The sequence below is a fragment of the Comamonas sp. MYb21 genome (assembly GCF_037479395.1).
GTDB lineage: Bacteria > Pseudomonadota > Gammaproteobacteria > Burkholderiales > Burkholderiaceae_C > Comamonas.
Map to the genome: position 1 here is coordinate 89,137 of NZ_JBBGZC010000013.1, position 22,728 is coordinate 111,864.

The 22,728-nt window shown below is 65.8% G+C and carries 19 protein-coding genes; 15 read left to right on the forward strand and 4 right to left on the reverse strand.

Going from position 1 to position 22,728, the window contains the following annotated elements; translation table 11 throughout:
- Positions 1 to 98: 98 nt before the first annotated feature.
- The 10 genes from WH367_RS19445 to WH367_RS19490 all read left to right on the forward strand — a co-directional run bounded on the left by WH367_RS19445 (position 99) and on the right by WH367_RS19490 (position 12,325).
- Positions 99 to 2,390, forward strand: coding sequence for a LuxR C-terminal-related transcriptional regulator (locus WH367_RS19445; protein WP_339537310.1), 2,292 nt, complete (start codon positions 99 to 101; stop codon positions 2,388 to 2,390).
- Positions 2,391 to 2,691: 301 nt separating this feature from the next.
- Positions 2,692 to 3,750, forward strand: a complete 1,059-nt coding sequence (locus tag WH367_RS19450; RefSeq protein ID WP_339537311.1) for a phosphotransferase family protein — start codon at positions 2,692 to 2,694, stop codon at positions 3,748 to 3,750.
- Positions 3,751 to 3,771: 21 nt separating this feature from the next.
- Entirely contained in the window at positions 3,772 to 5,022 is a 1,251-nt protein-coding gene (locus WH367_RS19455; protein WP_339537312.1) for an acyl-CoA dehydrogenase family protein, read from the forward strand.
- A 10-nt stretch (positions 5,023 to 5,032) separates the two neighbouring features.
- Positions 5,033 to 5,830, forward strand: coding sequence for an enoyl-CoA hydratase/isomerase family protein (locus WH367_RS19460; protein WP_339537313.1), 798 nt, complete (start codon positions 5,033 to 5,035; stop codon positions 5,828 to 5,830).
- Positions 5,831 to 5,877: 47 nt separating this feature from the next.
- Entirely contained in the window at positions 5,878 to 6,879 is a 1,002-nt protein-coding gene (locus WH367_RS19465) for an NAD(P)H-dependent flavin oxidoreductase (protein WP_339537314.1), read from the forward strand.
- On the forward strand, positions 6,879 to 8,525 hold the full coding sequence (locus WH367_RS19470) for a class I adenylate-forming enzyme family protein (protein ID WP_339537315.1): 1,647 nt from the start codon (positions 6,879 to 6,881) through the stop codon (positions 8,523 to 8,525). Before WH367_RS19465 ends, WH367_RS19470 begins: the two co-directional genes overlap by 1 nt.
- Before the next feature lie 14 nt (positions 8,526 to 8,539).
- A complete protein-coding gene (locus WH367_RS19475; protein WP_339537317.1) occupies positions 8,540 to 9,346 on the forward strand; it encodes an enoyl-CoA hydratase/isomerase family protein in 807 nt (268 codons plus the stop codon).
- Between the two features lie 9 nt (positions 9,347 to 9,355).
- On the forward strand, positions 9,356 to 9,883 hold the full coding sequence (locus WH367_RS19480) for a MaoC family dehydratase (RefSeq protein ID WP_339537319.1): 528 nt from the start codon (positions 9,356 to 9,358) through the stop codon (positions 9,881 to 9,883).
- Positions 9,880 to 10,854: an NADPH:quinone oxidoreductase family protein gene (locus WH367_RS19485; protein ID WP_339537320.1), complete on the forward strand. Its 975-nt coding sequence runs from the start codon at positions 9,880 to 9,882 to the stop codon at positions 10,852 to 10,854. The genes WH367_RS19480 and WH367_RS19485 overlap by 4 nt, the downstream gene beginning before the upstream one ends.
- 163 nt (positions 10,855 to 11,017) lie before the next feature.
- Positions 11,018 to 12,325, forward strand: a complete 1,308-nt coding sequence (locus tag WH367_RS19490; protein ID WP_339537321.1) for an MFS transporter — start codon at positions 11,018 to 11,020, stop codon at positions 12,323 to 12,325.
- Between the two features lie 94 nt (positions 12,326 to 12,419).
- Here the strand turns inward: WH367_RS19490 and WH367_RS19495 are convergent, their stop codons facing one another.
- Positions 12,420 to 13,418: a hypothetical protein gene (locus WH367_RS19495; RefSeq protein WP_339537322.1), complete on the reverse strand. Its 999-nt coding sequence runs from the start codon at positions 13,416 to 13,418 to the stop codon at positions 12,420 to 12,422.
- Between the two features lie 254 nt (positions 13,419 to 13,672).
- Positions 13,673 to 14,602: a LysR family transcriptional regulator gene (locus tag WH367_RS19500; RefSeq protein ID WP_445228132.1), complete on the reverse strand. Its 930-nt coding sequence runs from the start codon at positions 14,600 to 14,602 to the stop codon at positions 13,673 to 13,675.
- A 104-nt stretch (positions 14,603 to 14,706) separates the two neighbouring features.
- On the opposite strand from WH367_RS19500, the gene WH367_RS19505 reads away from it, so the two are divergent.
- The 4 genes from WH367_RS19505 (at position 14,707) to WH367_RS19520 (ending at position 19,961) form a co-directional block, all read left to right on the forward strand.
- Positions 14,707 to 15,843 carry an iron-containing alcohol dehydrogenase gene (locus tag WH367_RS19505; protein ID WP_339537323.1) on the forward strand — a complete coding sequence of 379 codons (1,137 nt, stop codon included), beginning with the start codon at positions 14,707 to 14,709 and terminating at the stop codon, positions 15,841 to 15,843.
- Positions 15,844 to 15,954: 111 nt separating this feature from the next.
- Positions 15,955 to 17,286, forward strand: a complete 1,332-nt coding sequence (locus WH367_RS19510; RefSeq protein WP_339537324.1) for an MFS transporter — start codon at positions 15,955 to 15,957, stop codon at positions 17,284 to 17,286.
- A 130-nt stretch (positions 17,287 to 17,416) separates the two neighbouring features.
- Positions 17,417 to 19,009, forward strand: coding sequence for an aldehyde dehydrogenase (NADP(+)) (locus WH367_RS19515; protein WP_339537325.1), 1,593 nt, complete (start codon positions 17,417 to 17,419; stop codon positions 19,007 to 19,009).
- Between the two features lie 466 nt (positions 19,010 to 19,475).
- A complete protein-coding gene (locus WH367_RS19520; protein WP_339537326.1) occupies positions 19,476 to 19,961 on the forward strand; it encodes an ASCH domain-containing protein in 486 nt (161 codons plus the stop codon).
- A 314-nt stretch (positions 19,962 to 20,275) separates the two neighbouring features.
- Here the strand turns inward: WH367_RS19520 and WH367_RS19525 are convergent, their stop codons facing one another.
- Both WH367_RS19525 and WH367_RS19530 read right to left on the reverse strand, forming a co-directional pair.
- The gene (locus WH367_RS19525; RefSeq protein ID WP_339537327.1) at positions 20,276 to 20,767 is read right to left on the reverse strand and encodes a hypothetical protein; all 492 of its coding nucleotides are present in this window, start codon (positions 20,765 to 20,767) and stop codon (positions 20,276 to 20,278) included.
- Between the two features lie 131 nt (positions 20,768 to 20,898).
- Positions 20,899 to 21,648: an SDR family oxidoreductase gene (locus tag WH367_RS19530; RefSeq protein ID WP_339537328.1), complete on the reverse strand. Its 750-nt coding sequence runs from the start codon at positions 21,646 to 21,648 to the stop codon at positions 20,899 to 20,901.
- 135 nt (positions 21,649 to 21,783) lie between these two features.
- On the opposite strand from WH367_RS19530, the gene WH367_RS19535 reads away from it, so the two are divergent.
- Positions 21,784 to 22,701, forward strand: coding sequence for a LysR family transcriptional regulator (locus WH367_RS19535; RefSeq protein WP_339537329.1), 918 nt, complete (start codon positions 21,784 to 21,786; stop codon positions 22,699 to 22,701).
- Positions 22,702 to 22,728 lie beyond the last annotated feature (27 nt).

Sequence of the window (22,728 nt, forward strand, 5' to 3'; positions counted from 1 at the left end):
GGCCGCGCCGGGCGCCCGCGGGGGGGGGCGCGGGGGGGCCCGTCCCCCTCCCCTCCGCCGCGGGGGCCGCTCCGCCCCCCCCCCCCCGGCCCTTGCTGGTGGTGATCGATGATTGGCAGAACATGGGCGACATGCGCGCGGGCGCGGCGCTGCAGACCTTGCTGGATTTTGCGCCGCCCGCCTTGCGGCTGGTGATCGTCTCGCGCAGCATGCCCCAGCTGCGCCTGGCGCGCCTGCGCGACCAGGGCTTGCTCGAAGAGATCGGGCCTACCGAGCTGCGCTTTACCCTGGAAGAGGTGCAGCAGTTTCTGCAGGCCCGCCAGCCGCGCAGCACCAGCCCGGCCGTGGCGCGCCAGCTGCTCGAGGTAACCGCTGGCTGGGCCGCTGGCCTGCAGCTGCTGGCACTGCAGCCGCGCACGCCCGCGTCGCCGGTGCAGAACGCGCAGGACTTTACCGCCTACTTCAACCGCGAGGTGCTGTGCCGGGTCGACAAGGATGAGATCGATGCGATGACGCGGCTGGCTGCGGCGCGCAGCTTCAACCAGGCGCTGGCGATCACCATCGCTGGCGAGCCCGTCGGCCCCGCCTTGCTCGAGCGCCTGCAGCGCGAGAACCTGTTTGTGCTGCCGCTGCAAGATGCCGACAGCCAGGGCTGGTACCGCTTCCATCCGCTGTTTCGCGAGCTGCTGCTCACCCGCTTCCAATCGCTGCCGCAGGCCGAGCGCCAGCGCACCCACGCGGCCCTGGCGCAATGGCTGGGCGCCCGGCGCCACCTGCGCGATGCCGTGCACCATGCGGTCGAGGCAGGGGACATGGACCAGGCCGTGCACTGGGTGGAGCGCTGGGCGCGCGAGCTGTTTTTGAACGGCCAGCTGCAGCAGCTGGTGCGTGCGGTGTCCGAGCTGCCGCGCGCCACCGTCCATGCGCGTCCCGCGCTGCTGCTGTGGCTGGGCTGGACCCAGCTGTGCTACTACAAGCTCACCGCCTGCCATGAGACCTTGAATGCGCTGCGCGCGCAGCTGGGCGAGCGCGACCATGAAGGCCGCGCGCATTGCGTGCTGCTGGCCTTCTCGCTGGCCTTGCAGGAGGACGACCTGGGCACCGCGCAGGCCTTGCTGCCCGAGCTGATGTCCATCCAGCAGGGCGATGATGCCGTGCTGGTGGGCGGCAAGCGCAATCTGCTGGGCTGGATGTATGGGCACAGCGCCGAGTACGACAAGGCCCGCGAGGTGCTGCGCGGCTCGCCCCCGCTGCGCGACGACGGCTCGCCGCTGCTCGATTCGGCCTTTGGCCATTTGATGACCGAATCGCTGCGTGGTCTCTCGTGGCTGTATGCCGGCGATGTGCGCCAGGCCGAGCCGGTGCTGCGCGAGGCGCTCGCCCATGCCGAAAAGGCGCTGGGCCGCCACAGCGAGATGGCCTGCAATGCCGCCGCCTACCTGGCGGCCGTGCTGTATGAGACCAATGAGCTCGACGAGCTGCGCCAGCTGCTCGATGGCCGGCTGGACACCACCGAGCGCGTGGTACTGCCCGATGCGCTGGTGACCGTGGCCCTGGTCTGCGCGCGCCTGAGCCGGCTGGACGGCAACCCGCTCGAAGCGATCGAGGGGCTGGCGCGGATCGAAGAAATCGCGCAGCGCCGCTCGCTGGACCGGCTGCTGGCCTTTGCGATGGGCGAGCGCGTGCGCTGCCTGCTGCAGATGCGCGACAGGGAAGGCGCGCGCCAGATGCTGCGCCAGATTGAGCTGCTGGCCCAGCGCCATGCCGATGCCCGCAGCCCCGTGAGCCTGCGCATCACCGGCATGGCCCGCTACACGCAGGCGCTGTACCACGAGGCCAACCTCGACGACCGTGCTGCGCTGGAGGCGCTGGGCGAGCGCGGCAAGGACGACAGCGCGCTCTTGCAGCGGCGCGACCGCTGCGCCACCTTGGTGCTGCGCGCCCTGCTGCTGAGCCGCCTGGGGCACCAGGACCAGGCGCTGGAGGTCATGCGCGATGCCTTGCTGCAGGGCCAGCAGTTGGGCCTGGTGCGCAGCATTCTGGACTTGGGCGAACCCGCGCTGGTGCTGGCCGGGGCCTGTGCCCAGGCCTTTGGCGCCTCCGATCCCTTGCTCGCGTTTTATGTGGAGCGGCTGCAGCAGCAATCGCAGCGCTACCGTGCCCAGCCGCAGCCCGCCGATGCGGGGCTGAGCGAGCCTCTGTCCGAGCGGGAGCTGGAGATCCTGCGGGCGCTTGCGCACAGCATGTCGAACAAGCGCATTGCCCAGGTGCTGGGCATCTCGCCCGAGACCGTCAAATGGCATCTGCGCAATGTCTACGGCAAGCTCAAGGTGGTGGGGCGCGATGATGCCGTGGCCCGCGCGCGCGACCTGGGCCTGGTGCAGGGCTGATCGCCAACAACGCAGGGGGAAACCCGAGCCACCCACATCGGGTGGGGGCAGGGTGGGGCGGCTGGCCCCATGATGGCTAAAAATAGCAAAGACAGGAGACAAGCCATGTTCATGCCCCATCGCCAGGCGGATTGCGCACCTGACCCCCTCTGCAGCCTCTGCAGCATCGCTGTAGTGCTACGCCGTCCTGCGCGCAGCTAAGCGCCCGTTTCTCCAACGTCAACACCGCGATGCCGTCTGCGGACGGCCGGGGCGCAGCTTTGCCTGCACGCCATTGCAACCCACCCAAACTCCTTGCTCGATGACCTCCTCCAGCACCCCCTCTAGCCACCCGCAAGCCTTTGACCCAGCCCGCCTGGACGATTTTCTGCGCGCGCAGTTGCCAGGCTTGCAGGGCGAGATGGCGCTGCAGGCGATTGGCGGCGGGCAGTCCAACCCGACCTTCTTTGTGAGCTATGGCAGCCGGCACATGGTGCTGCGCAAAAAGCCCGCTGGCGAGGTATTGCCATCGGCCCATGCGGTGGACCGCGAGTACCGCGTGATGAAGGCGCTGGCAGACACGGCGCTGCCCGTGCCGCAGATGCTGCTCTACCACGCGGGCAGCGATGTGGTCGGAACGCCCTTCTACTTGATGGAAAAGGTCGAGGGGCGCGTCTTCAACGACAACGCGATCGCCGGCATGCGCCCGGCCGAGCGCCGCGCGATCTACCTGGCGATGGCCGACACCCTGGCTACCCTGCATGCGGTGGACTGGCGCGCCGCCGGCCTGGAGGGCTTTGGCAAGGAGGGCGGTTTTTTTGAGCGGCAGTTGCACCGCTGGCAAAAGCAGTGGGATCTGTCGCGCATTGCGCCCAACCCGGCCATTGATGAGTTGTTGGCCTGGCTGGGCGCCAACCGCCCCAGCGATGACGAAACCACGCTGACCCATGGTGATTTCAAGCTCAACAACCTGCTGTTCCACCCCACCGAAGCCAAGGTGGTCGCGGTGCTGGACTGGGAGCTGTCCACCCTGGGCCATCCGCTGGCCGATGTGGCCTTCAACACCGTGGCCTGGCGCACCCTGCCCGAGGAGTTTGGCGGGCTGCGCGGGCTGGATCTGGCAGCGCTGGGTATTCCGTCCGAGTCCGACTACCTGGCGCATTTCTACCAGCGCGCCGGCCGCAGCGATCCGGCCCGCCAGGCCGCGCCTTTCCACTGGGCCTTTGCGTTCATGCGCTGGGCCGTCATCTTTGAAGGCATTGCCGCCCGCGCCGCGCGGGGCAATGCGGTGGCCGACAACGCCTCGGAGGTGGGCGCCATGGCCCAGGCCCTGGCCCGGCGCGGGCTGGAGGCCATCGATGCCCCAGCGGCGGTGTTTTGAATTTTTACCGAGGAGAAGCTCTTGAACTTCCAGTACCCCGAGGACACGCAGCAGATGCAGCGCACGCTGCGCCAGTTCATGGAACGCCATGTGCTGCCCCGCTACCACGACTACGAGCGCATCGCCGCCACCGGCGCCTACCCGACTGAAGTGGTTGAGCCGCTCAAGCAGCTGGCGCGCGAGGCTGGCTTGTGGAACCTTTTTCTGCCCGGTCTGCGCGACGATGAGCCCGGCACCCGCATGAGCAATATGCAGTACAGCCCGCTGGCCGAAATCATCGGCCGGGTCTACTGGTCGGCCGAGGTGTTCAACTGCAATGCGCCCGATACCGGCAACACCGAGCTGCTGCACCTGTTTGCCACGCCCGAGCAGCACGAGCGCTGGCTCAAGCCTTTGCTCGACGGCAGCATCCGCTCCTGCTTCTCGATGACCGAGCCCGATGTAGCCTCGTCCGATGCCACCAATATCTGCACCACCATCCGCCGCGAAGGCGATGAGTACGTGATCAACGGCCGCAAGTGGTTCACCACCGGCGCGCTGCACCCCAACTGCAAGTTCGCCATCGTCATGGGGGTGAGCGACGAGAGCCCCGATGCGCCCCGCCACCAGCGGCATTCGATGGTCATCGTGCCGCTGGACACGCCGGGCCTGAACATCGTGCGCAACGTGGCGATCATGCACCACCATGCCCCCGAAGGGCACTGCGAGGTGACCTATACCGATGTGCGCGTGCCTGTCAGCAACCTGCTGGGCGAGGAGCACAGCGGCTTTGCGCTGGCCCAGGCGCGCCTGGGCCCCGGCCGCGTGCACCACTGCATGCGCACCATTGGCCAGTGTGAGCTGGCGGTCGAGATGATGTGCGAGCGCGCACTCACCCGCCGCGCCTTTGGCAAGCACCTGAGCGATTACGCCAATGTGCAGGACTGGATCGCCCAGTCCCGCGTCGAGATCGACCAGGCGCGGCTGCTGGTGCTGCAGGCGGCCTGGAAGATGGACATGTTCGGCAACAAGGCGGCGCACGTCGATGTGTCGGCCATCAAGCTGGTGGCGGCGCAGCTGCAGACCCGTGTGCTGGACCGCGCCATCCAGGTGTTCGGCGCCATGGGCATCACGCCCGATACCCCCCTGTCCTACCTCTGGTCCTGGGGCCGGGCGATGCGCTTTTTTGACGGACCGGACGAGGTCCATCTGCGCGCCATTGCCCGCGCCGAGCTGGCCCGCGCACGCGACAACCTGGGCGCCACCGCCGCCTTCTACAGCACCAGCCATTGAAAAGCTTGCGATGACCTATCCCGACCAGAAACCCGACGGCAGCGTGCTGCACTGGCGCAGTGGCGCCGTGGCCCATATCCGCTTCAACCGCCCGCAGGCGCTCAACGCCATTGACCGTGGCATGGCCGCCGCCTTTCACGAGGCCTGCCAGGACATTGCCGCCGACCCGCAGGTGCGTGCCGTGCTCATCACAGGCGAAGGCCGGGCCTTTATGGCCGGTGGCGACCTCGATGAAATGCGCGCCGATCCGCAGCAGGCTGCTGCGCAGCTGATTGCTGGCATGCATGGCGGCATCCGCCTGCTGACGGCCTTGCAGGCGCCCGTGGTCTGCGCCGTGCAGGGCGCGGTGGCGGGGGGCGGCCTAGGCTTGATGCTGGCCTGCGACCTGGCTATTGCCGCTGAGGGCACGCGCTTTGGCGTGGCCTATCCGCTGATAGGCGCAAGCTGCGACTGCTCTACCTCCTGGGGCCTGCCGCGCGTGCTGGGCCTGCGCAAGGCGATGGAGCTGGCGCTGCTGGGCGACAACCTGGAGGCCGCCGAGGCCCTGCACCTGGGCCTCGTCAACCGCGTGGTCGCCAAGGACAGCCTGGCTGCCGAGGCCGAGGCCCTCGTGCAGCGCCTGGCCCAGGGACCGACCCATGCGCTGGGCCATATGAAGCAGCTGCTGCGCAGCGCCCTGGAGCGCGGCCTCGACGCCCACCTCGACCAGGAAGCGGAGAGCTTTACCCAGTGCGCCGGCACGGCCGATTTTCAGGAAGGCATCAGCGCCTTCCGCGAGAAGCGCGCAGCGCAGTTTCAAGGCCGTTGAGCCGTTGATTGATCCACCCATTCATGAACGCAAGCCACAGGCATCCTATGAAGACACGTATTACGCAATTGCTGGGCATCCGCTACCCCATCATCCAGGGCGGCATGCAGTGGGTGGGCACGGCGGAGCTGGCGTCGGCCGTCTCTAACGCCGGCGGCCTGGGCGTGCTGACGGCGCTGACCCAGCCGACTCCCGAGGCGCTGGCGCGCGAGATCGCCCGCTGCCGCGAGATGACGGACCAGCCCTTTGGCGTGAACCTGACGATTCTGCCGTCGGCCAAGCCGCCCCCCTATGAGGCCTACCTGGATGCGGTCATCGACAGCGGTGTGCGCGTGCTGGAGACCGCTGGCAACAGCCCCGTTGCCTTTATCGAAAAAGCCAAGCGCGGCCATATGCGCATCGTGCACAAATGCACCAGCGTGCGCCATGCGCTGTCGGCCGAGCGCAATGGGGTCGATGCCGTCAGCATCGATGGCTTTGAATGCGCCGGCCACCCGGGCGAGGACGATGTGGCCGGCCTGGTGCTGATCCCGCTGGCCGCCCGGGCGCTGCGCATTCCGGTGATCGCATCGGGCGGCATTGCCGATGGGCGCGGGCTGGCCGCTGCGCTGGCCTTGGGCGCCGAGGGTGTGAACATGGGCACGCGCTTTTGCGCGACGGTCGAGGCACCGATCCACGACGACATCAAGCGCGCGCTGGTCAACGCTGGCGAGCGCGATACCCAGCTGATCTTCCGCACATTCCGCAACACCGGCCGGGTGCTGAAAAACGCGATCTCGGACCAGGTGGTGGCCACCGAGCGCCGGCCCGGCGGCTGCGAGTTTGCCGAGATCCACCCGCTGGTCGCCGGCCAAAGAGGCCGTGCCGCGCTGCACAGCGGCGACGTCGATGGCGGCCTGGTCTGGGCCGGCCAGGTGGTAGGCCTGGTGAACGATGTGCCCAGCTGCGAAGTGCTGGTGCAGCGCATGGTGGCCGAGTGCCAGGAGGCGCTGGCCAGCGCCGCGCGCCGCGCTGGCATGCCCGAGGCAGCCGTGCTGCAGGAGGCTTGATGACTATGACCGCGTCCACCCCCGCCACTACAACCACCACCCCCATCCCCACAGCCACCCCCCAGCTGCGGCTGGAAACCCATTACGACCAGCGTGAGATGCGCTGCTTTGCCGAGCGGCCCAACGATGTCATCCGCATGTGGCTGCAGGCCGCCCGGCGCCAACCTGAGGCCGAGTCCCTGGTCTGCGGCGCGCAGCGCCTGAGCTGGGCGCAGCTGCAAGACCAGGTGCTGCGCGTAGCGGCCGCTCTGCGGGCACGCGGTGTGGCCAAGGGCGACCGCGTGGCGCTGCTGCTGGGCAATGGCCCCGAGTTTGTGATTGCCTCCTACGCCACGATGGCCATCGGTGCGGTGGTGGTGCCGCTGAGCATCCGCGACCAATCGGCCGGCATTGGCTACATCCTGCGCGACTGCGAGGCGGTGGTGCTGGTCCATGACGCAGCGCTGGGCGCTGTGGTGGCCGGCATGGGCGAGACGCCGGCGCTGCGGCACCAGGTGGTGGTGGGCGGCGCGCCCGATGCCGCCCAGGCCTTTGCGCAGCTGCTGGCCCATGCGCCGCTGCCGCAGTGCGAGGCGCTGGATGAGGAAGACCTGGCCATGCTGGTCTACACCTCGGGCACCACCGGTTTCCCCAAGGGGGCGATGCTGACGCACCTGGGCATTGTGCATACCATCCTGCACTACGCGCAGGCGCTGGGTCTGGATGCCTCGGTGCGGGGCTGCGCGGTAGTGCCGCTCAGCCATGTCACCGGCCTGGTGGCGCTGATGGCGGTGACCCTGGGCCTGGGCGGCACCCTGGTGGTGGTGCCGCATTTCAAGGCGGCCGATATGCTGCCGCTGGCCGCCCGGGAGCGCATCAGCTTCACGATCATGGTGCCGGCGATGTACCAGCTATTGCTGCTGCAGGAGAACTACCGCCAGCATGACCTGTCGCACTGGACCGTGGGCGGCTTTGGCGGCGCGCCGATGCCGCCCGAGACCATAGACCGGCTGGCGCAGTGGCTGCCGGGGCTGCGCCTGTCCAACTGCTATGGCGCGACCGAGACCACATCGCCCGTAGCGGTGATGCCCGCGCAGCTGACGCGCACGCACCTGGCCAGCGTAGGCCTGGCGCTGCCTTGCGCCGATATTGCGGTGATGGACGACGATGGCCGACCCTTGCCGGCCGATGAGGTGGGCGAGCTCTGGCTCAAGGGCCCGATGGTGGCCAAGGGCTACTGGAACAACCTACAGGCCACGCAGGAGAACTTTGTGGCTGGCTACTGGCGCAGCGGCGATGTGGGCCGCATGGACGCGCAGGGCTTTGTCTATGTGATGGACCGGCGCAAGGACATGCTCAACCGGGGCGGCTACAAGATCTTCAGCGTGGAGGTGGAGAACGCCTTGTGCGAACACCCCGATGTGCTGGAGGCCGCCGTCGTGGCCAAACCCTGCCCGGTACTGGGCGAGCGCGTGCATGTGTTTGTGACCCTGCGCGACGACAAGTACACCGAGGCCGAGGCGCTGCGCCGCTTTTGCGCAGAACGCCTGGCCGACTACAAGGTGCCCGAGAGCTTTACCGTCAGCCATAGCCTGCTGCCGCGCAATGCCAACGGCAAGCTGCTCAAGCGCGTGCTGCGCCAAGAGCTGCTGGCCGCCCAGGCTTGAAGGAGGGCGCCCGCATGCCAAACGATGCCGCCACCCTGGAAACCCTGCAGCCGGGCATTGCCTTGCTGCGCCTGACGCGCGCCGCGCGCCTCAATGCGCTGAGCCTGCCCGATCTGCAGTTTCTGCATGCGCTGCTCGATACCTGCCTGGCGGATGCGAGCCTGCGCGTGCTGGTCATCAGCGGCGAGGGGAAGGGCTTTTGCGCCGGGCTGAACCTCAAATCCTTGCTGGATGAGAACGGGCAGCTGCCGGCCACCGTGCGCGAGAACATGGACTTGCAACAGCGCTTTGCCGGCCTGGTGCAGCGCCTGCGCGATACCAGCGTGGCGGTGATCGCCGCTGTCAACGGCGTGGCAGTCGGCGCGGGCATGGCGCTGGCCTTGGCCGCCGATGTGCGCTTTGCCGCGCAGCAGGCGGCCTTCCATGTGGGCGCCATCAAGATCGGCATCACCGCCGGTGAATGCGGCATCAGCTACCACCTGCCGCGCCTCATTGGTGCCGGGCGTGCCTTTGAGCTGATGCTGAGCGGCCGGCCCGTCGCTGCGGACGAGGCGCTGCGCATAGGCCTGGTGAGCGAGGTGCTGCCTGCTGCCGAGCTGCTGGAGCGGGCCTTGCAGTGCGCGCGCCAGATCGCCGCCCATGCGCCGTATGCCACCGCCCACACCAAGCGCCTGATGTGGCAGAACCTGGATGCCTCGAGCCTGGCCGCAGCCATCGAGCTGGAGAACCATGCCCAGGTGCTGGGTCTGATGACCGAGGATTTCCAGGAAGCCGTCCAGGCCTTTTTGCACAAGCGCAGCCCCGTGTTCACGGGGCGCTAAGGAGGGGATATGAACGATTTGCGGAACCCGCTCGCCCAAGACCATGATGGCCTGCAGGTGCCCCTCTGCCAGAGCGTGGACGATCTGCAGGCGCTGACTGTCACCGAGCTGTATGTCAGCCCTTGGGTGGAGGTGGACCAGCGCCGCATCGACCGCTTTGCCGAGGCGACCGGGGATTTTCAGTGGCTGCATGTAGACCCGGCGCGCGCGGCGCAGGAGTCCGGCTTTGGCGGCACGATTGCGCATGGCTTTCTCACGCTGTCGCTGCTCGGCAAGCACTACGAGGACTTTATGCCCGGGCTGCTGCCGTTTTGCGACCTGGGCATCAACTACGGCCTGAACCGGGTGCGCTTTATGCAGCCAGTGCGGGCAGGCAGCCGGGTGCGCAGCCGCTTTGTGTTGACCGACGTCAGCCGGGTCACCGGTGGTGTGCAGATGCTCTTTAACGCCACGGTAGAGCTGGAGGGCCAGAGCAAACCTGCCTGTGTGGCCGAGTCGGTGGTACGGCGGATGTTCAAGCAAGGAGGCGCGCGATGAAGGCTGTCGTCTGCGAACAGTTTGGCCCGCCATCGGTGCTGCAGCTGCGCGATCTGCCTGCGCTGCAGCCCGCGCCCGGCGAGGTGGTCGTCGCCGTCAAGGCGGCCGGCATCAACTACCCCGACACCCTCATCATCGAAGACCGCTACCAGTTCAAGCCCAGCCTGCCCTTCAGCCCCGGGGGCGAATTTGCTGGCGTGGTGGACGGGGTAGGTGCCGAGGTGCAGGGCGTGCGCCAAGGCCAGGCGGTGATCGGCTTTGTCGGCTGGGGCGCGTTTGCGCAGCAGATCTGCGTGCAGCCTGCTGCGCTCTTCCCCATGCCGGCCGGCCTGCCGTTTGAGGTGGCGGGCTCCCTCTTGATGACCTATGGCACGGCCTACCACGCGCTGCGCGACCGGGCAGACCTGGCAGCGGGCGAGACGGTGCTGGTGCTGGGCGCAGCAGGCGGTGTGGGCATTGCCTGCATTGAGCTGGCCAAAGCCCTGGGCGCAAGGGTGATTGCGGCAGCCTCGTCGCCGCAGAAACTGGCCGCCTGCCGCGCGCATGGCGCGGATGAAACCATCGACTACGAACGCGAGGACCTGCGCGAGCGGCTCAAGGCCATCACCGGTGGGCGGGGCGTGGATGTGGTCTGCGATGTGGTGGGCGGGCGCTTCAGCGAGCCGGCCCTGCGCAGCACCGCCTGGCGCGGGCGCTTTCTGGTGCTGGGCTTTGCTGGGGGTGAGATTCCGCGCATTGCACTCAATCTGCCGCTGCTCAAAGGCTGCGCCATCGTGGGCGTGTTCTGGGGCGACTACCTGCAGCGCGAGCGCGCCCAGGTGGTGGCCGACATTGAGGCGCTGGCCGAGCTTTACACCCAGGGGCGGCTGCGGCCGCTGATTTCCCAGCGTTTCTCGCTGGAGGAAACGCCTGCTGCGCTGGAGGCCGTGCGCCAGCGCCAGGCCATTGGCAAAGGAGTCGTCGTGCCCTAGCACCTACCCACCCCAGCATTTCCCGGTTTCCGTCTTGAACACCGGTGCCACGAGACAAGGGGGCAATAAAGCCCTCGGCGCCGATGTGAACCCCGGGGTGGCCCTTTGAACAGGTTCTCAGGGGGCTGCCCTTATCCAAACCACCTTTCCGAATGGATGAATCATGACGAATGCGAACACCTTGAGCGCTGATATAGCAGCGCAGGCCAGCGAGAGCGGAGCACCCGCCGATGCCAAACGCGCAGCGGTTTCGGGTTTTGTGGGCACCTTGATCGAGTACTACGATTTCAGCCTCTATGGCTATATGGCGGTGGTGATTGCGCCGCTGTTCTTCCCCAGCGGCGACCCCACGGTATCGCTGCTGGCCGCACTGGCGGTGTTTGGCACGGCCTACTTTGTGCGGCCGCTGGGCGGCATTGTGTTTGGCCATATCGGCGACAAGTACGGCCGCAAGACGGCGCTGCTGGGCACCCTCATTTGCATGGGCATTGGCAGCACCTTGATGGGGCTGCTGCCCACCTTTGAGCAGATGGGCTACTTCGCCACCGCCTTGCTGGTGCTGGTGCGGCTGCTGCAAGGCTTCTCGGCCGGTGGCGAAGTAGGGGGCTCGGCCACCTTTATCTCGGAGTCGTCACCCCCGCACATGAAGGCCACCTTTGGCGCCTTCACGCCGATGGGATCGACAGGCGGCTTTGCCGTGGCAGCGGCGGTGGCCGGTGCGGTCACCGCGCTCACCACGCCCGAGCAGATGAGCGCCTGGGGCTGGCGCATTCCCTTTTTGCTGGCGCTGCCCTTGACCCTGCTGTGCATCTGGGCCCGCACGCGCGTGCGCGAAACCTATGAGGGCAAGCCCGAGAAAAAGGAGCATTCGCCCATTGGCGCCGTCTTCCGCCTGCAAACCAAGGCCTTGCTGCAATCGACCGCGATCAGCGCCGCCACCAATGGCACGGCCTACATCGGCCTCACCTACATGAGCATCCACCTGGTCAAGCAGCTGGGCTACCCTGCTGGCAATGTGTACTGGGTCGCCACCTTGGCCATTGGCCTGTCGGCGCTGCTGATGCCGCTGGGCGGCTACATCGGTGACCGCATCGGCCTGCGCCGCCTGATGCTCGTGGGCCTGATCGGCTACATCATCCTGACCTACCCGATGATGGGCCTGATGGAGCGCAGCCTGATGGTTGCCGCCTGGGCCTATGTGGTGCTGATGCTCAACACCGTCGCCACCCAGGTCAGCGCCTACACCTTGCTACCCTTGTTGTTCCAGCCCCAGTACCGCTACACGGGAGTTGCCACGGGCTGGAATTTTGGCGTGATCATCGCGGGCGGCACCGCCCCCTATGTGGCTGTGAAGCTGGTGCAGATGACGGAGAACAAGCAGTCGCCCGCGTATTTTGTGATTGCGGCGGCCATCATTGGCTTGATTGGCGTGCTATCGATCCGCCGCGATGCAGCGCGTTCGGTGACCTGAGGATTGGACGCGCCAGTCCTGCGCCGAAGGGACGGTCACCGCCATCTGGCGGTGCTTGGCAGAGGGAGGGGGCGGGGCGGCCGCTCAACTCGCTTCAGTCTGCTTGGGGCGCGGGTGCTGCGATCGCTGTTGCGGTCGCCGCCGCAGCTTGCAGCTTGGCCAGGTGGCGCTTTCTCAGGCTGTCCGGGGTCTGGTCGCACAGCTGCTGGGTGGCGGCTTGCAAGGTGGGCAACAGCACGCAGGCGCCCGGCGAACTGCGGAAGGCCGTCTCCTGGACCTGGTGGACATAGTCCAGTTCGCCATCGCCTTTCTTGACGGTGTAGCGGAACTGGAATTGCGTGACGGCGGGCTTGTCCGCCAGCGAGCCGAGCACGGCCCCCAGTATCCCGACCGCCAGGTTGACCCCGACGGAGTAGTTGTGTCCACCGCGAATGGCGCGGTCAATATAGGCGGCGCTGGCGACGGCGCTGCCAATGGCCGCGCCCGCATGCGTGCCCGGTGTGGATTCATCGACCCCTTGCACATCAATGATGGTGCCGAACTCTGCGGCGGCGAAGTAGTCGATGCTGTAGTTCGCTTCCAGCAGCTGGCGCTCCGGCGCAGCCAGGTCATCCCATACCAGGCGCGACAGCTGCAGGGTGGGGCGCGGTGCCAGCAGGTACTTGTCCGATGGGCCCAGCGACACATCCTTGGACTGGTAGACGCTGGGCGCCAATTCGCCCTTGAGGTAGGCCCGGTACTCGCCCAGTGCCATCGTGCGCGAGCCACTGTGGATCCGCTCCACGGTCAGGTTGTCCCGGTTGACCGAGCAGACCAGCGGATCGCCATCAGAGACCATCGCGACATTCACCGCCCACTGGTCCGACAGATGCTGGTTGCCATCGTTCTTGGCGTCAGTGGCATTCGGAAACTCAGCCAGGCAAATCGCTGCATATTTCTCAAAATTCCGGGCGGCTTCGCGGCGCGAGGTCTCCACATCCTGGTAGATCTTCAGCTGCTCATCCTGGGACATGCGTCCCTGGTAGGCATAAGGCGTGCATCCCCCCAGCAGGACAAGGCTGGCCGCTGCGATCGCAATCTGCGTGGTGTTCATGTGCTATTTGTTATTTGCTAGTGGTTATTCGTTTGAATTCTTAGCGCGCAAAAGTCACGGGCATCGTTGCCTGGCCCGGTCACTGAGATACACCAAATAATCATTGAATAAAAACGAACTTGGTCCTGAGGAACAGGAGTGCTGTGCCCCATCCTAGCAGTATTTTTATTACATAAGCTTACGTTAATGCGGCTAGAGCAGCAGTTATCCAGCTGCAAAACGCCGCTATGCAGCCGTCTTTCTCGCTGGATGCCTTATGCGCCGCACAGCGCCGCCACCAACAGCCCCAGCGTGGCACTGCGGGGTGCGCCCTTGCGCAGCACCAGCTCATAGGGCTCGCTGCGCGATTGCAGGGTCAGATCGATGATGCCGACCAGGCCATTGCGCGAGAAGTAGGTCGCGATGTCGTCGGAGACCAGGGCCACCAGGTCGTTGTTGCGGCCGAGCATGGTGACGGTGGCCAGCGCCGAGGTGGTTTCGATCAGGTGCGAGGGGAAGTGCAGCCCCGCTTCGTGGAACTCGCGCTCGAGCAAGCGGCGCATGGGCATGCGGGCGCGGTAGACCAGCCAGCGGCTGTCCTGCAGGTCCTGCAACTGCACGGCCTTGGCGCCCATCGCAGGGTGGCGCACGCTGGCAATCACCGACAGCGACTCCTGCTTGATGAACAGCGACTCATAGACCTCGGGCGTGCGGCTGACCGAGGAGCGGCAGATGGCCGCATGGATCTGGCCGCGCTCGATCATGCCCAGCAGGGTTGCGCTGGTGTCCTCGATGATCTCCACCGACATATGCGGCTGGCGCGCGAGCACGTTCGACAGCGCATCGGACAGCAGCGGCACCGCGCCCATGATGGTGCCAATCGCCAGGTGGCCGCCCACGCCGCTGGCGATGGCATCGAGCTCAAAGCGCAGCTGGTTGATGTCCGACTGGATCAGGCGGGCAAAACGCAGCGCGCAGTGCCCGGCCTCTGTCGGGATTAACCCTCGGTTGGTGCGCTCGAACAGGTCCACCTGCAAGGTCGACTCCAGCTCGCGCAGCGCCTTGCTGGCGCCCGGCTGCGTGAGGCCGACTTTGTCCGCAGCGCCAAGCAGGGAGCCACTTTCCTCGATGGCGATGAGCAGGCGCAGCTGCTTGGCATGCAGGCGCGACATGACGGAATTGAGGCTGGGGATGCCGCTGGCCATGAGTAAAAGTTATATCGGTATGGGAAGCCGTCAGTGTACCGAATGGGCTGCGCTGCCTAGACTTCGGGCCTTCTGATAGCAATGGATATAACTGGTAAAACGTTATGGCTCTGATCAACTATGTGACCGAAGTGCGCTTTGGCGCCGGTGTGCTGGCGGAACTGAAGGATGTGTGCGAGAAGCTGGGTATTACCAATCCTTTGATCGTGACCGACAAAGGGGTGGAGGCGGCCGGCATCATCGACCAGGTCAAAGAGGCGCTGGGCGCGGCCCGTTTTGGCCTGTTCAATGGCACGCCGCCCAACCCGTCGGAGACGGCCGTGCGCGCCGGCGTCGAGGCGCTCAATAACAGCGCCTGCGACGGCATCGTCGCCGTGGGTGGCGGCTCATCGATTGACCTGGCCAAGGCGGTGGCAGTATCGGCCCGCCATGCAGGGCCGCTGCGCCAGTTTGCGCTGATCGAGGGCGGCGCGCTCAAGATCACTGCCGCCACCTTGCCCATCATTGCGGTGCCCACCACGGCGGGCACTGGCAGCGAAGTAGGGCGCGGCGCCATCATCATCCTGGACGATGGCCGCAAGGTCGGCATCCTCTCGCCCCATGTGATCCCGAAGGTCGCCATCTGCGACCCCAACCTGACCCTGGGCCTGCCCGCAGGCCTGACGGCCGCCACCGGCATGGATGCGATTGCGCACTGCATCGAGACCTTTCTGGCGCCCGCCTTCAACCCCCCGGCCGATGGCATTGCGCTCGATGGCCTCTGGCGCGCCTGGCGCCATATCGAGGTGGCCTTCCGTGACCCCGCCGATGTGGAGGCGCGCAGCAACATGATGAGTGCCTCGCTGCAAGGCGCGCTGGCCTTCCAGAAGGGCCTGGGCTGCGTGCACAGCCTCAGCCATTCGCTGGGCGGCATCAACCCCAAGCTGCACCACGGCACGCTCAACGCCATCCTGCTGCCAGCGGTGATCCGCTTCAACCGGGGCGCAGAGTCGGTGGTGCGTGAGGACAAGATCGCACGCCTGGCGCAGGCCATGGGCCTGGCCGATGGCGTGTCGGTGGAGGAGGCCCTGGTCACCAAGTCCCGCGCACTGCAGCTGCCCACTGGCTTGGCCGAACTGGGTGTAACTGAGGATCTGTTTGAGCGCATCGTCAAGGGCGCGCTGGCAGACCACAGCCACCGCACCAACCCGCGTGAGGCGAGCGCAGACGACTATGCCGAGATGCTGCGCCAGTCGATGTAATCCGGCAGTTTCAAAAAACAGACGCAAGCCCGGCCCGCCGCCGCAATGGACGGCTGGTCGCAGGCTTGCGCACAGGCAGACATTCATAAATCAACAACCCGAGGTGGAGACATGAGCAGCAGCTCTCTGAATCACACGGCCACGATGGCCGACAAGGAAACCATGGTTCCGGATGCGGAACGCCGGCGCGCGCTGATTGGCAGCGCGGTGGGCAGCACCATCGAGTGGTACGACTATTTCCTCTACGGAACCATGTCGTCCATCATCTTTGCCAAGCAGTTCTTCCCCAGCGACAACGCGCTGGTCAGCCAGATGCTGTCGCTGGCCACGTTTGCACTGGCCTTCCTGATCCGCCCGATTGGCGGCGTGATCTTCTCCCACATCGGCGACCGCATTGGCCGCAAGAAGACCTTGGCGATGACCTTGTCGATGATGGGCCTGTCGACCGTGCTGATGGGCCTGCTGCCCAACTATGCGCAAATCGGCATATTGGCCCCCATCCTGCTGACCGTTTTGCGTTTGATGCAAGGCCTGGCGCTGGGCGGCGAGTGGGGCGGTGGCGTGCTGCTGGCGGTCGAATACTCGCCGCGCAAGAAGCGCGGGTTCTACGGCGCGGTGCCGCAGACTGGCGCAGTGCTGGGCCTGGCGCTGGGCAATATCATCACCTCGCTGCTGAGCGCAAGCATGAGCGAAGAGGCCTTCCTGTCCTGGGGCTGGCGCATTCCGTTTGTGGGCTCCATCGTACTGGTGATGGTGGGCATGTGGATCCGCAATGCGGTGGGCGAGACGCCATCGTTCAAGAAAATCCAGGCTAGCCGCAGCAGCGCGCCCATTCCGATCAAGCAGACCCTGCAGTTCCACTGGCGCCAAGTGCTGATCGCCATCGGCGCCAAGGTGGTCGAGACCTCGACCTTCTTCCTCTACGCCACCTTCACCATCTCGTACATGATGGACCACGGCTTTGCCCGCTCGACGATCCTCAATATCGTGCTGGTCTGCGCGCTGATCGCCTTCCCCTGCATGCTGTTCTTCGGGCACCTGTCGGACAAGATCGGCCGCAAGAAGGTCTTTATCGGCGGCAGCATCGCCTTCATGCTCTGGATCTTCCCGTACTTCTGGCTGCTCGATCAAAAGTCCGTCTGGGCAGCGGCGCTGGCCGTCGGTGTGGGCCTGGGCATCATCTGGTCCAGCTATGGCGCGATGATCGGCACCCTGCTGGCCGAAGCCTTCCCGCCTGACATCCGCTACACCGGCATGTCGCTGGGCTACCAGATTGGTGCGGCCCTGGTAGGCGGCCCGATGCCGCTGATCGCCACCGCGCTGATCGCTTACTACAGCGGCAGCTATGTGCCGGTCGTCATCTTCCTGGTGCTCTGTGCGCTGGTCTCCATCGTCGCCGTGGGTATTGCCCGCGATCGCAGCGGCCTGCCGCTGGACGAGTGATGGCCTGAATACTGGCCTGATAGGCCGGACCTGCCGCAGCGCTGCTGGCCTGCGGTGGGTCTTGCCATGCTGGGCGGCCCTAGCACTCGCATTCATCTTTCCCCCATTCAACCTTTTGAGGAAACCCTCCATGCAGATCACTGGAGATATGGTCATCGGCTACCGCAGCCTGCGCGGCAGCAGCGGCAGCAAACGCGCCTTCAATCCCACACTGAACGCCCCCATCGCCGAGCCCGAGTTTGGCCTGGGTGGCAACAACGAGGTCGAGCTGGCCGCCAGCCTGGCCGCTGCCGCCTTCGACCCTTACCGCAACCTGCCCTTGGCGCAGCGCGCTGCCTTTTTGGAGGCGATTGCCGAAGAAATCCTGCAGCTGGGTGATGGGCTGATTGAGCGCGCCCATGCGGAAAGCGGCCTGCCGATTGCCCGCTTGACGGGCGAGCGCGGCCGCACGGTGGGCCAGTTGCGCCTGTTTGCCCAGGTCGTGCGCGACGGCCATTTTTTGCGCGCCACCATCGACACCGCCCAGCCCGAGCGTCAGCCGCTGCCCCGTGCCGATCTGCGCTTGGCCAAGATCCCACTGGGCCCGGTGGCAGTGTTTGGTGCCAGCAATTTTCCGCTGGCGTTTTCGGTAGCGGGTGGCGATACCGCATCGGCCTTGGCCGCTGGCGCGCCGGTGATCGTGAAGGCGCACAGCGCACATCTGGGCACCTCGGAGATGGTGGCACGGGCGGTGCAAAAGGCCGCGCAGCGCCAGGGCATGCCCGAGGGCGTTTTCTCGCTGCTGGTGGGTGCCGGCCGTGAACTGGGCGAGGCCCTGGTGGCCCACCCCGCGATCAAGGCCGTCGGCTTTACCGGCTCGCGCCAAGGTGGCCTGGCGCTCTTGCGCATCGCCAACAACCGCGCGGAGCCCGTCCCTGTGTACGCCGAGATGAGCAGCATCAACCCCGTCTTCTTGCTGCCCCAGGCGCTGGCTGCGCGGCCCGAGGCCCTGGCCCAGGGCTTTGCCGATTCGCTGGCGATGGGGGCCGGGCAGTTCTGCACCAACCCCGGCCTGGTGTTGGCCATCGACAGCCCTGCGCTCACGACCTTTATCAGCGCAGCGGCCTCGGCCATCCGCGCCAAGGGCGCGCAAACCATGCTGACCGCCGGCATCCACCAGGCCTATGAGGCCGGCCGAGCGCAGGTGCAAGCCGCTGCCGGCGTGGAGCAGCTGGCCACCGGCGTGGCCGCGGACCATGCCAACGCCGCGCAGGCCGCGCTGTATGTGACCAGCGCCCAGACCTTGTTGGCAAACGAGGCCTTGCAGTCAGAGATGTTTGGCCCCGCCTCCATCGTCGTCAAAGCCAGCAGTGTGGACGAATTGCTGCAGGTTGCACAACAGCTGGAAGGCCAGCTCACCGCCACCTTGCACCTGGAGCAGGGCGACCACGACAGCGCCCGCGCGCTGCTGCCGGTGCTGGAGCGCCAATGCGGCCGCATCCTCGTCAATGGCTTCCCCACCGGCGTGGAAGTGAGCCACGCCATGGTCCACGGCGGCCCCTTCCCCGCCACCTCCAACGCCATGTACACCTCCGTCGGTGCCAGCGCCATCGACCGCTTTTTGCGCCCGGTCTGCTACCAGGATCTGCCCGATGCGCTGCGGCCGGTGGCTTTGCAAAATGACAATGCGTTGGGGCTGTGGCGCTTGGTGGATGGGCAGCCTAGCCAGGGGGCTGTTGGCTGAGGAGGGATTTTTGGGGAGCGGTGAGGGCTCTCGTTAGCCGCAAGCCAGGCGTTCCATGGCATTCCACCGCATATGGGGGCGCCTGGCTTGTGCGGAGGCAGGACGCATCACTGCTTGCGCCTATTGGAAGTTGTGAGAACCGCTTGGTGCTTCGGCTTTTTGCAGTTGCGCCAGCTGGATTACGCATATGAATCCAAAAAAAGCGGGCCGAGTCTTTGCGCGCGGGGAGCCCCTGCGTAGCGGCATCCGCACATCGGTGAAGACAAACGCCTGAAGTAGGGGTTCCCGGAAGCCCTTTGCGTTTCTCGGTATCGTTGGGCGCACGCGCTGGGTGGGACTATTTATACTCGGACGTTGGTACGGTCGTCCCGTTTCAAACCTGGCGCCTTTCAGGCGCCATCAGTGATCAGACTATGCCGTAGGCATTGCGGTTGGCACGGCGCTGCAGCGCACAACATCTAGCACCATGACCATCCCAGCTCACGTTCTCTCGATGTGGTCCGCATACTCTTTGGAGCAAGGCGGAATCCAGGACGAAAGGTTCTACGAAGCCTTCGGCTTTGGCGACTCTCCGTCAATGGCTGATGAACTCGGGCAGCTCGTGCTGGCAGGCACCAAGCGCGCCACTGCCGGATCCGTCTGGTCCTACGAGTCATCTGGCAAAGGTGTGCCCAAGCCCGGTGACTTGAGCGTCGTAACCGACTCCAATGACATCCCGCTGTGCATCATCGAGACGGTTCAGGTCGATATCGTGCCGTTTAGCGCTGTTACTGAGGAATTTGCGGCCACGGAGGGAGAAGGGGATGGCTCTCTGGCCTACTGGCGTGAAGCGCATTTTGCGTACTTCAGCAGAGAATGCGAAAGCGCAGGCCGGGCGTTCAACGACGACATGCTGCTGGCCTGCGAGCGATTCCGCGTGGTCTATCCACCAGTGGCACGCAGCACGGCCTGAGCCTCTGCTCAAACGGCGTGCACAGGTTGGCCCTCTGCTTCACATCTGGCTCATCCCCCATCCGAAACAATCTCCGTCTCTGGTGTGCCAAAGCGGTCCAGCGGGATGTGCGTCTGGATGCCGGCTGCCATGGCTTTCATTCGATCGGGGCCAGGCCTAGCTTACGGTAGAGGGGAGGTGCGGAGAGCGCTGCGGCTCACCACGCGCACCCGCACGCCTTGGGGGCGCAGCCCGGTCGACGTGAGTCACCGACGGTGGCATGTGAATAAGCGCTGCCGACCCAAGCATCCGCGCGAGCTGGCGCGGCCTGTAGCTCAGTCCTCGCCGGGACGCGGATAGCCTGCATCAGCCCAACGTTGCGCAGACGCTCGGCTGAGGCCATGGTCCGGCCTGACGCGAACCTTGGCCAATTCACTGCCATCCTCTGCGGTGGCGGTGAGGGTCGCGGAGGGATTGTCCTCGTCGGGCTCAATATCGAGAGAGACAGTCACGCGCGATCCATTCACCAAGATCTGGATGTCCTTGTGCAGCTGGGCCGCCAGGTGCTGCTCATGCCGCCGCATGACTTCGTGGGCAGTCTTGACGAGGGTGTTGAAGGCGGAAACGTCAAGCGGCTTGGGATTTTTCTTGTCGCGGCCCATCGTCCATGGGCCTACGAGGCTTGGCTCGGCCTGGCCGTCCTGGGTCATGGCAACCGCCCAGCCATCGTCGTCTTCGTTCTTGATGACGCGGGCCTCCCAGCCGTTGTGGTGCCAAAGGCGGTCTTCGAAGACGGAGGCAGCTTCTTGTTCGAGCTCTTCGGACATTTTTGGGCCTTTGTGAAAACTATCAAGGGCAAAATTCTACTGTCTATGCATACAGTTTTGCGTGCTTGGGTCTTTTCTGAAGGGAGTCGGCTTCAGAAGAGACCATCGCGCCGGCGCCTGCGGCCCCCATCTCACATCTGGCTCATCCCACCATCCGCAATAATTTCCGTCCCCACAATGAACCCCGATTCCTTGGACACCAGGTGCAGCACCGTCGCGGCGATTTCTTCTGGCGTTCCAAAGCGGCCCAGCGGAATCTGCGTCTGGATGCCGGCGGCCATGGCCTTGGCTTGGTCGGGTGCCAGGCCCAGCTTGCCGTAGAGCGGGGTGCTGACGGGGCCGGGGCTCACCACATTCACGCGCACGCCTTGGGGCAGCAGCTCGGCCGACAAGGTCTTGGCCAGGGAGATCAGTGCGGCCTTGCTGGCGGCGTAGACGCTGGAGTTGGGCATGCCGATATGGGCGTTGATCGAGCCGTTCAGCACAATCGATCCGCCGCGCGTCATCAGCGCTGCCAGGCGTTGGATGAGGAAGTAGGGGCCTTTGACATTGGTGTCAAAGCTGCTGTCCCACAGCGCTTCGTCGATCTGCGGCAGCGGGCCGAACTTGGCCACGCCGGCGTTGATGAACACGCCATCGATCAAGCCCATCTGCGTTTGCAACTCGGCCACCAGTGCGGCTTGGGCTGATACGTCACCGGCTTCGCTGACCAGGGCCAGCGCGTTGGGGCCCAATTCGGCCTTGACGCGGGCCAGGCTGTCGGCATCGCGGCCGGTGATCGCTACCCGGGCGCCTTCACGGGCAAAGGCAATGGCGGCTGCAGCGCCGATGCCACTGCTGCCACCGGTGACCAAGATATTCTTTCCTTCAAAGCGGTTCATGGTGTTTCCTTCAGTTGTTTCGTTGATGTCTTACTGGGCTATCCGCCCTGGTGCAGGGCCGATGAATGAAGTATCTGACGATGGGTGGCGCTACAGACACCAGGATTTCGATGAACTCGTGCAAAAATATCGAACATGTTGAGTCTCGAAGATTTGCAACTTCTCGAAGCGGTGCGTGCCACCGGCAGCCTGTCGCGCGCAGCCGAGCGCCTGGGCAAGGCCGCGTCCACCGTGTCCTATGCCGCGCGCCAGCTGGAAGAGCGGCTGGATGCCCTGCTGTTTGACCGTGCGGGCTACCGCATCGCGCTCACGCCAGCGGGCTTGCTGCTGGTGGAGCAGGGCGCCCAGCTGCACGCCCAGGCGCGGCGGCTGACGGAGCGGGTCAAGCAGGTGGCGCGGGGCTGGGAGTCGGAGCTGCGCATCGTGACCGACGAGCTGGCCAATACCGAGGCGCTGCTGCCGCTGATAGCAGACTTTGATGCGCTCAACAGCGGCGTGCGCCTGCGCATTGCCCATGAGGTGCTGGGCGGCACCTGGGAGGCTCTGCTGGACCAGCGCGCCGACTTGGTGGTGGCTGCGACGAACGAGCCGCCCGCGATGGCGCATCTGCAATGGTTTGAGCTGGCGCAGCTCGAATGGGTGTTTGCCGTCTCGCCGCGCCACCCCTTGGCACGCGAGGCACAAGACGGACAACCCCTGTCGGTGGAGGCCATCGCCGCGCACCGCTCGGTCGTCGTGGCCGATACCTCGCGCCTGGCTGTTGCCCGCAGCTACGGCGTGCAGACGCACCAGGAGCGCCTGGCCATGCCCAGCATGCGCGCCAAGATCGCTGCCCAGGTCGCAGGCTTGGGCGTTGGCTGGCTACCGCTGGAGAAGGTGCGCGATCATCTGGCCGACGGCAGCCTGGTGGCCCTGGCCACGCAAGACCCGCGCGAACCCAATCTGCTGTTTGTCGGCTGGCATTCGCACCGCACGGGGCCCGCGCTGCAGTGGTGGGTGGAGAAGCTCCGCGATCCGCGCCTGGTGCCGCCCTTGCTGCATGTGAACTTTTGACTGCTTTCGTCCGCAGCTGACGAAAAA

Excerpts from the sequence above, each read along its gene's own strand:
- WH367_RS19485 (WP_339537320.1), top strand. The coding sequence starts at position 9,880 with ATGAAGGCTGTCGTCTGCGAACAGTTTGGCCCGCCATCGGTGCTGCAG.
- WH367_RS19520 (WP_339537326.1), top strand. The coding sequence starts at position 19,476 with ATGACCATCCCAGCTCACGTTCTCTCGATGTGGTCCGCATACTCTTTG.
- WH367_RS19530 (WP_339537328.1), bottom strand. The coding sequence starts at position 21,648 with ATGAACCGCTTTGAAGGAAAGAATATCTTGGTCACCGGTGGCAGCAGT.
- WH367_RS19510 (WP_339537324.1), top strand. The coding sequence starts at position 15,955 with ATGAGCAGCAGCTCTCTGAATCACACGGCCACGATGGCCGACAAGGAA.
- WH367_RS19450 (WP_339537311.1), top strand. The coding sequence starts at position 2,692 with ATGACCTCCTCCAGCACCCCCTCTAGCCACCCGCAAGCCTTTGACCCA.
- WH367_RS19490 (WP_339537321.1), top strand. The coding sequence starts at position 11,018 with ATGACGAATGCGAACACCTTGAGCGCTGATATAGCAGCGCAGGCCAGC.
- WH367_RS19500 (WP_445228132.1), bottom strand. The coding sequence starts at position 14,602 with ATGGCCAGCGGCATCCCCAGCCTCAATTCCGTCATGTCGCGCCTGCAT.
- WH367_RS19525 (WP_339537327.1), bottom strand. The coding sequence starts at position 20,767 with ATGTCCGAAGAGCTCGAACAAGAAGCTGCCTCCGTCTTCGAAGACCGC.
- WH367_RS19515 (WP_339537325.1), top strand. The coding sequence starts at position 17,417 with ATGCAGATCACTGGAGATATGGTCATCGGCTACCGCAGCCTGCGCGGC.
- WH367_RS19535 (WP_339537329.1), top strand. The coding sequence starts at position 21,784 with ATGTTGAGTCTCGAAGATTTGCAACTTCTCGAAGCGGTGCGTGCCACC.
- WH367_RS19495 (WP_339537322.1), bottom strand. The coding sequence starts at position 13,418 with ATGAACACCACGCAGATTGCGATCGCAGCGGCCAGCCTTGTCCTGCTG.
- WH367_RS19480 (WP_339537319.1), top strand. The coding sequence starts at position 9,356 with ATGAACGATTTGCGGAACCCGCTCGCCCAAGACCATGATGGCCTGCAG.
- WH367_RS19460 (WP_339537313.1), top strand. The coding sequence starts at position 5,033 with ATGACCTATCCCGACCAGAAACCCGACGGCAGCGTGCTGCACTGGCGC.
- WH367_RS19465 (WP_339537314.1), top strand. The coding sequence starts at position 5,878 with ATGAAGACACGTATTACGCAATTGCTGGGCATCCGCTACCCCATCATC.
- WH367_RS19470 (WP_339537315.1), top strand. The coding sequence starts at position 6,879 with ATGACTATGACCGCGTCCACCCCCGCCACTACAACCACCACCCCCATC.
- WH367_RS19475 (WP_339537317.1), top strand. The coding sequence starts at position 8,540 with ATGCCAAACGATGCCGCCACCCTGGAAACCCTGCAGCCGGGCATTGCC.
- WH367_RS19505 (WP_339537323.1), top strand. The coding sequence starts at position 14,707 with ATGGCTCTGATCAACTATGTGACCGAAGTGCGCTTTGGCGCCGGTGTG.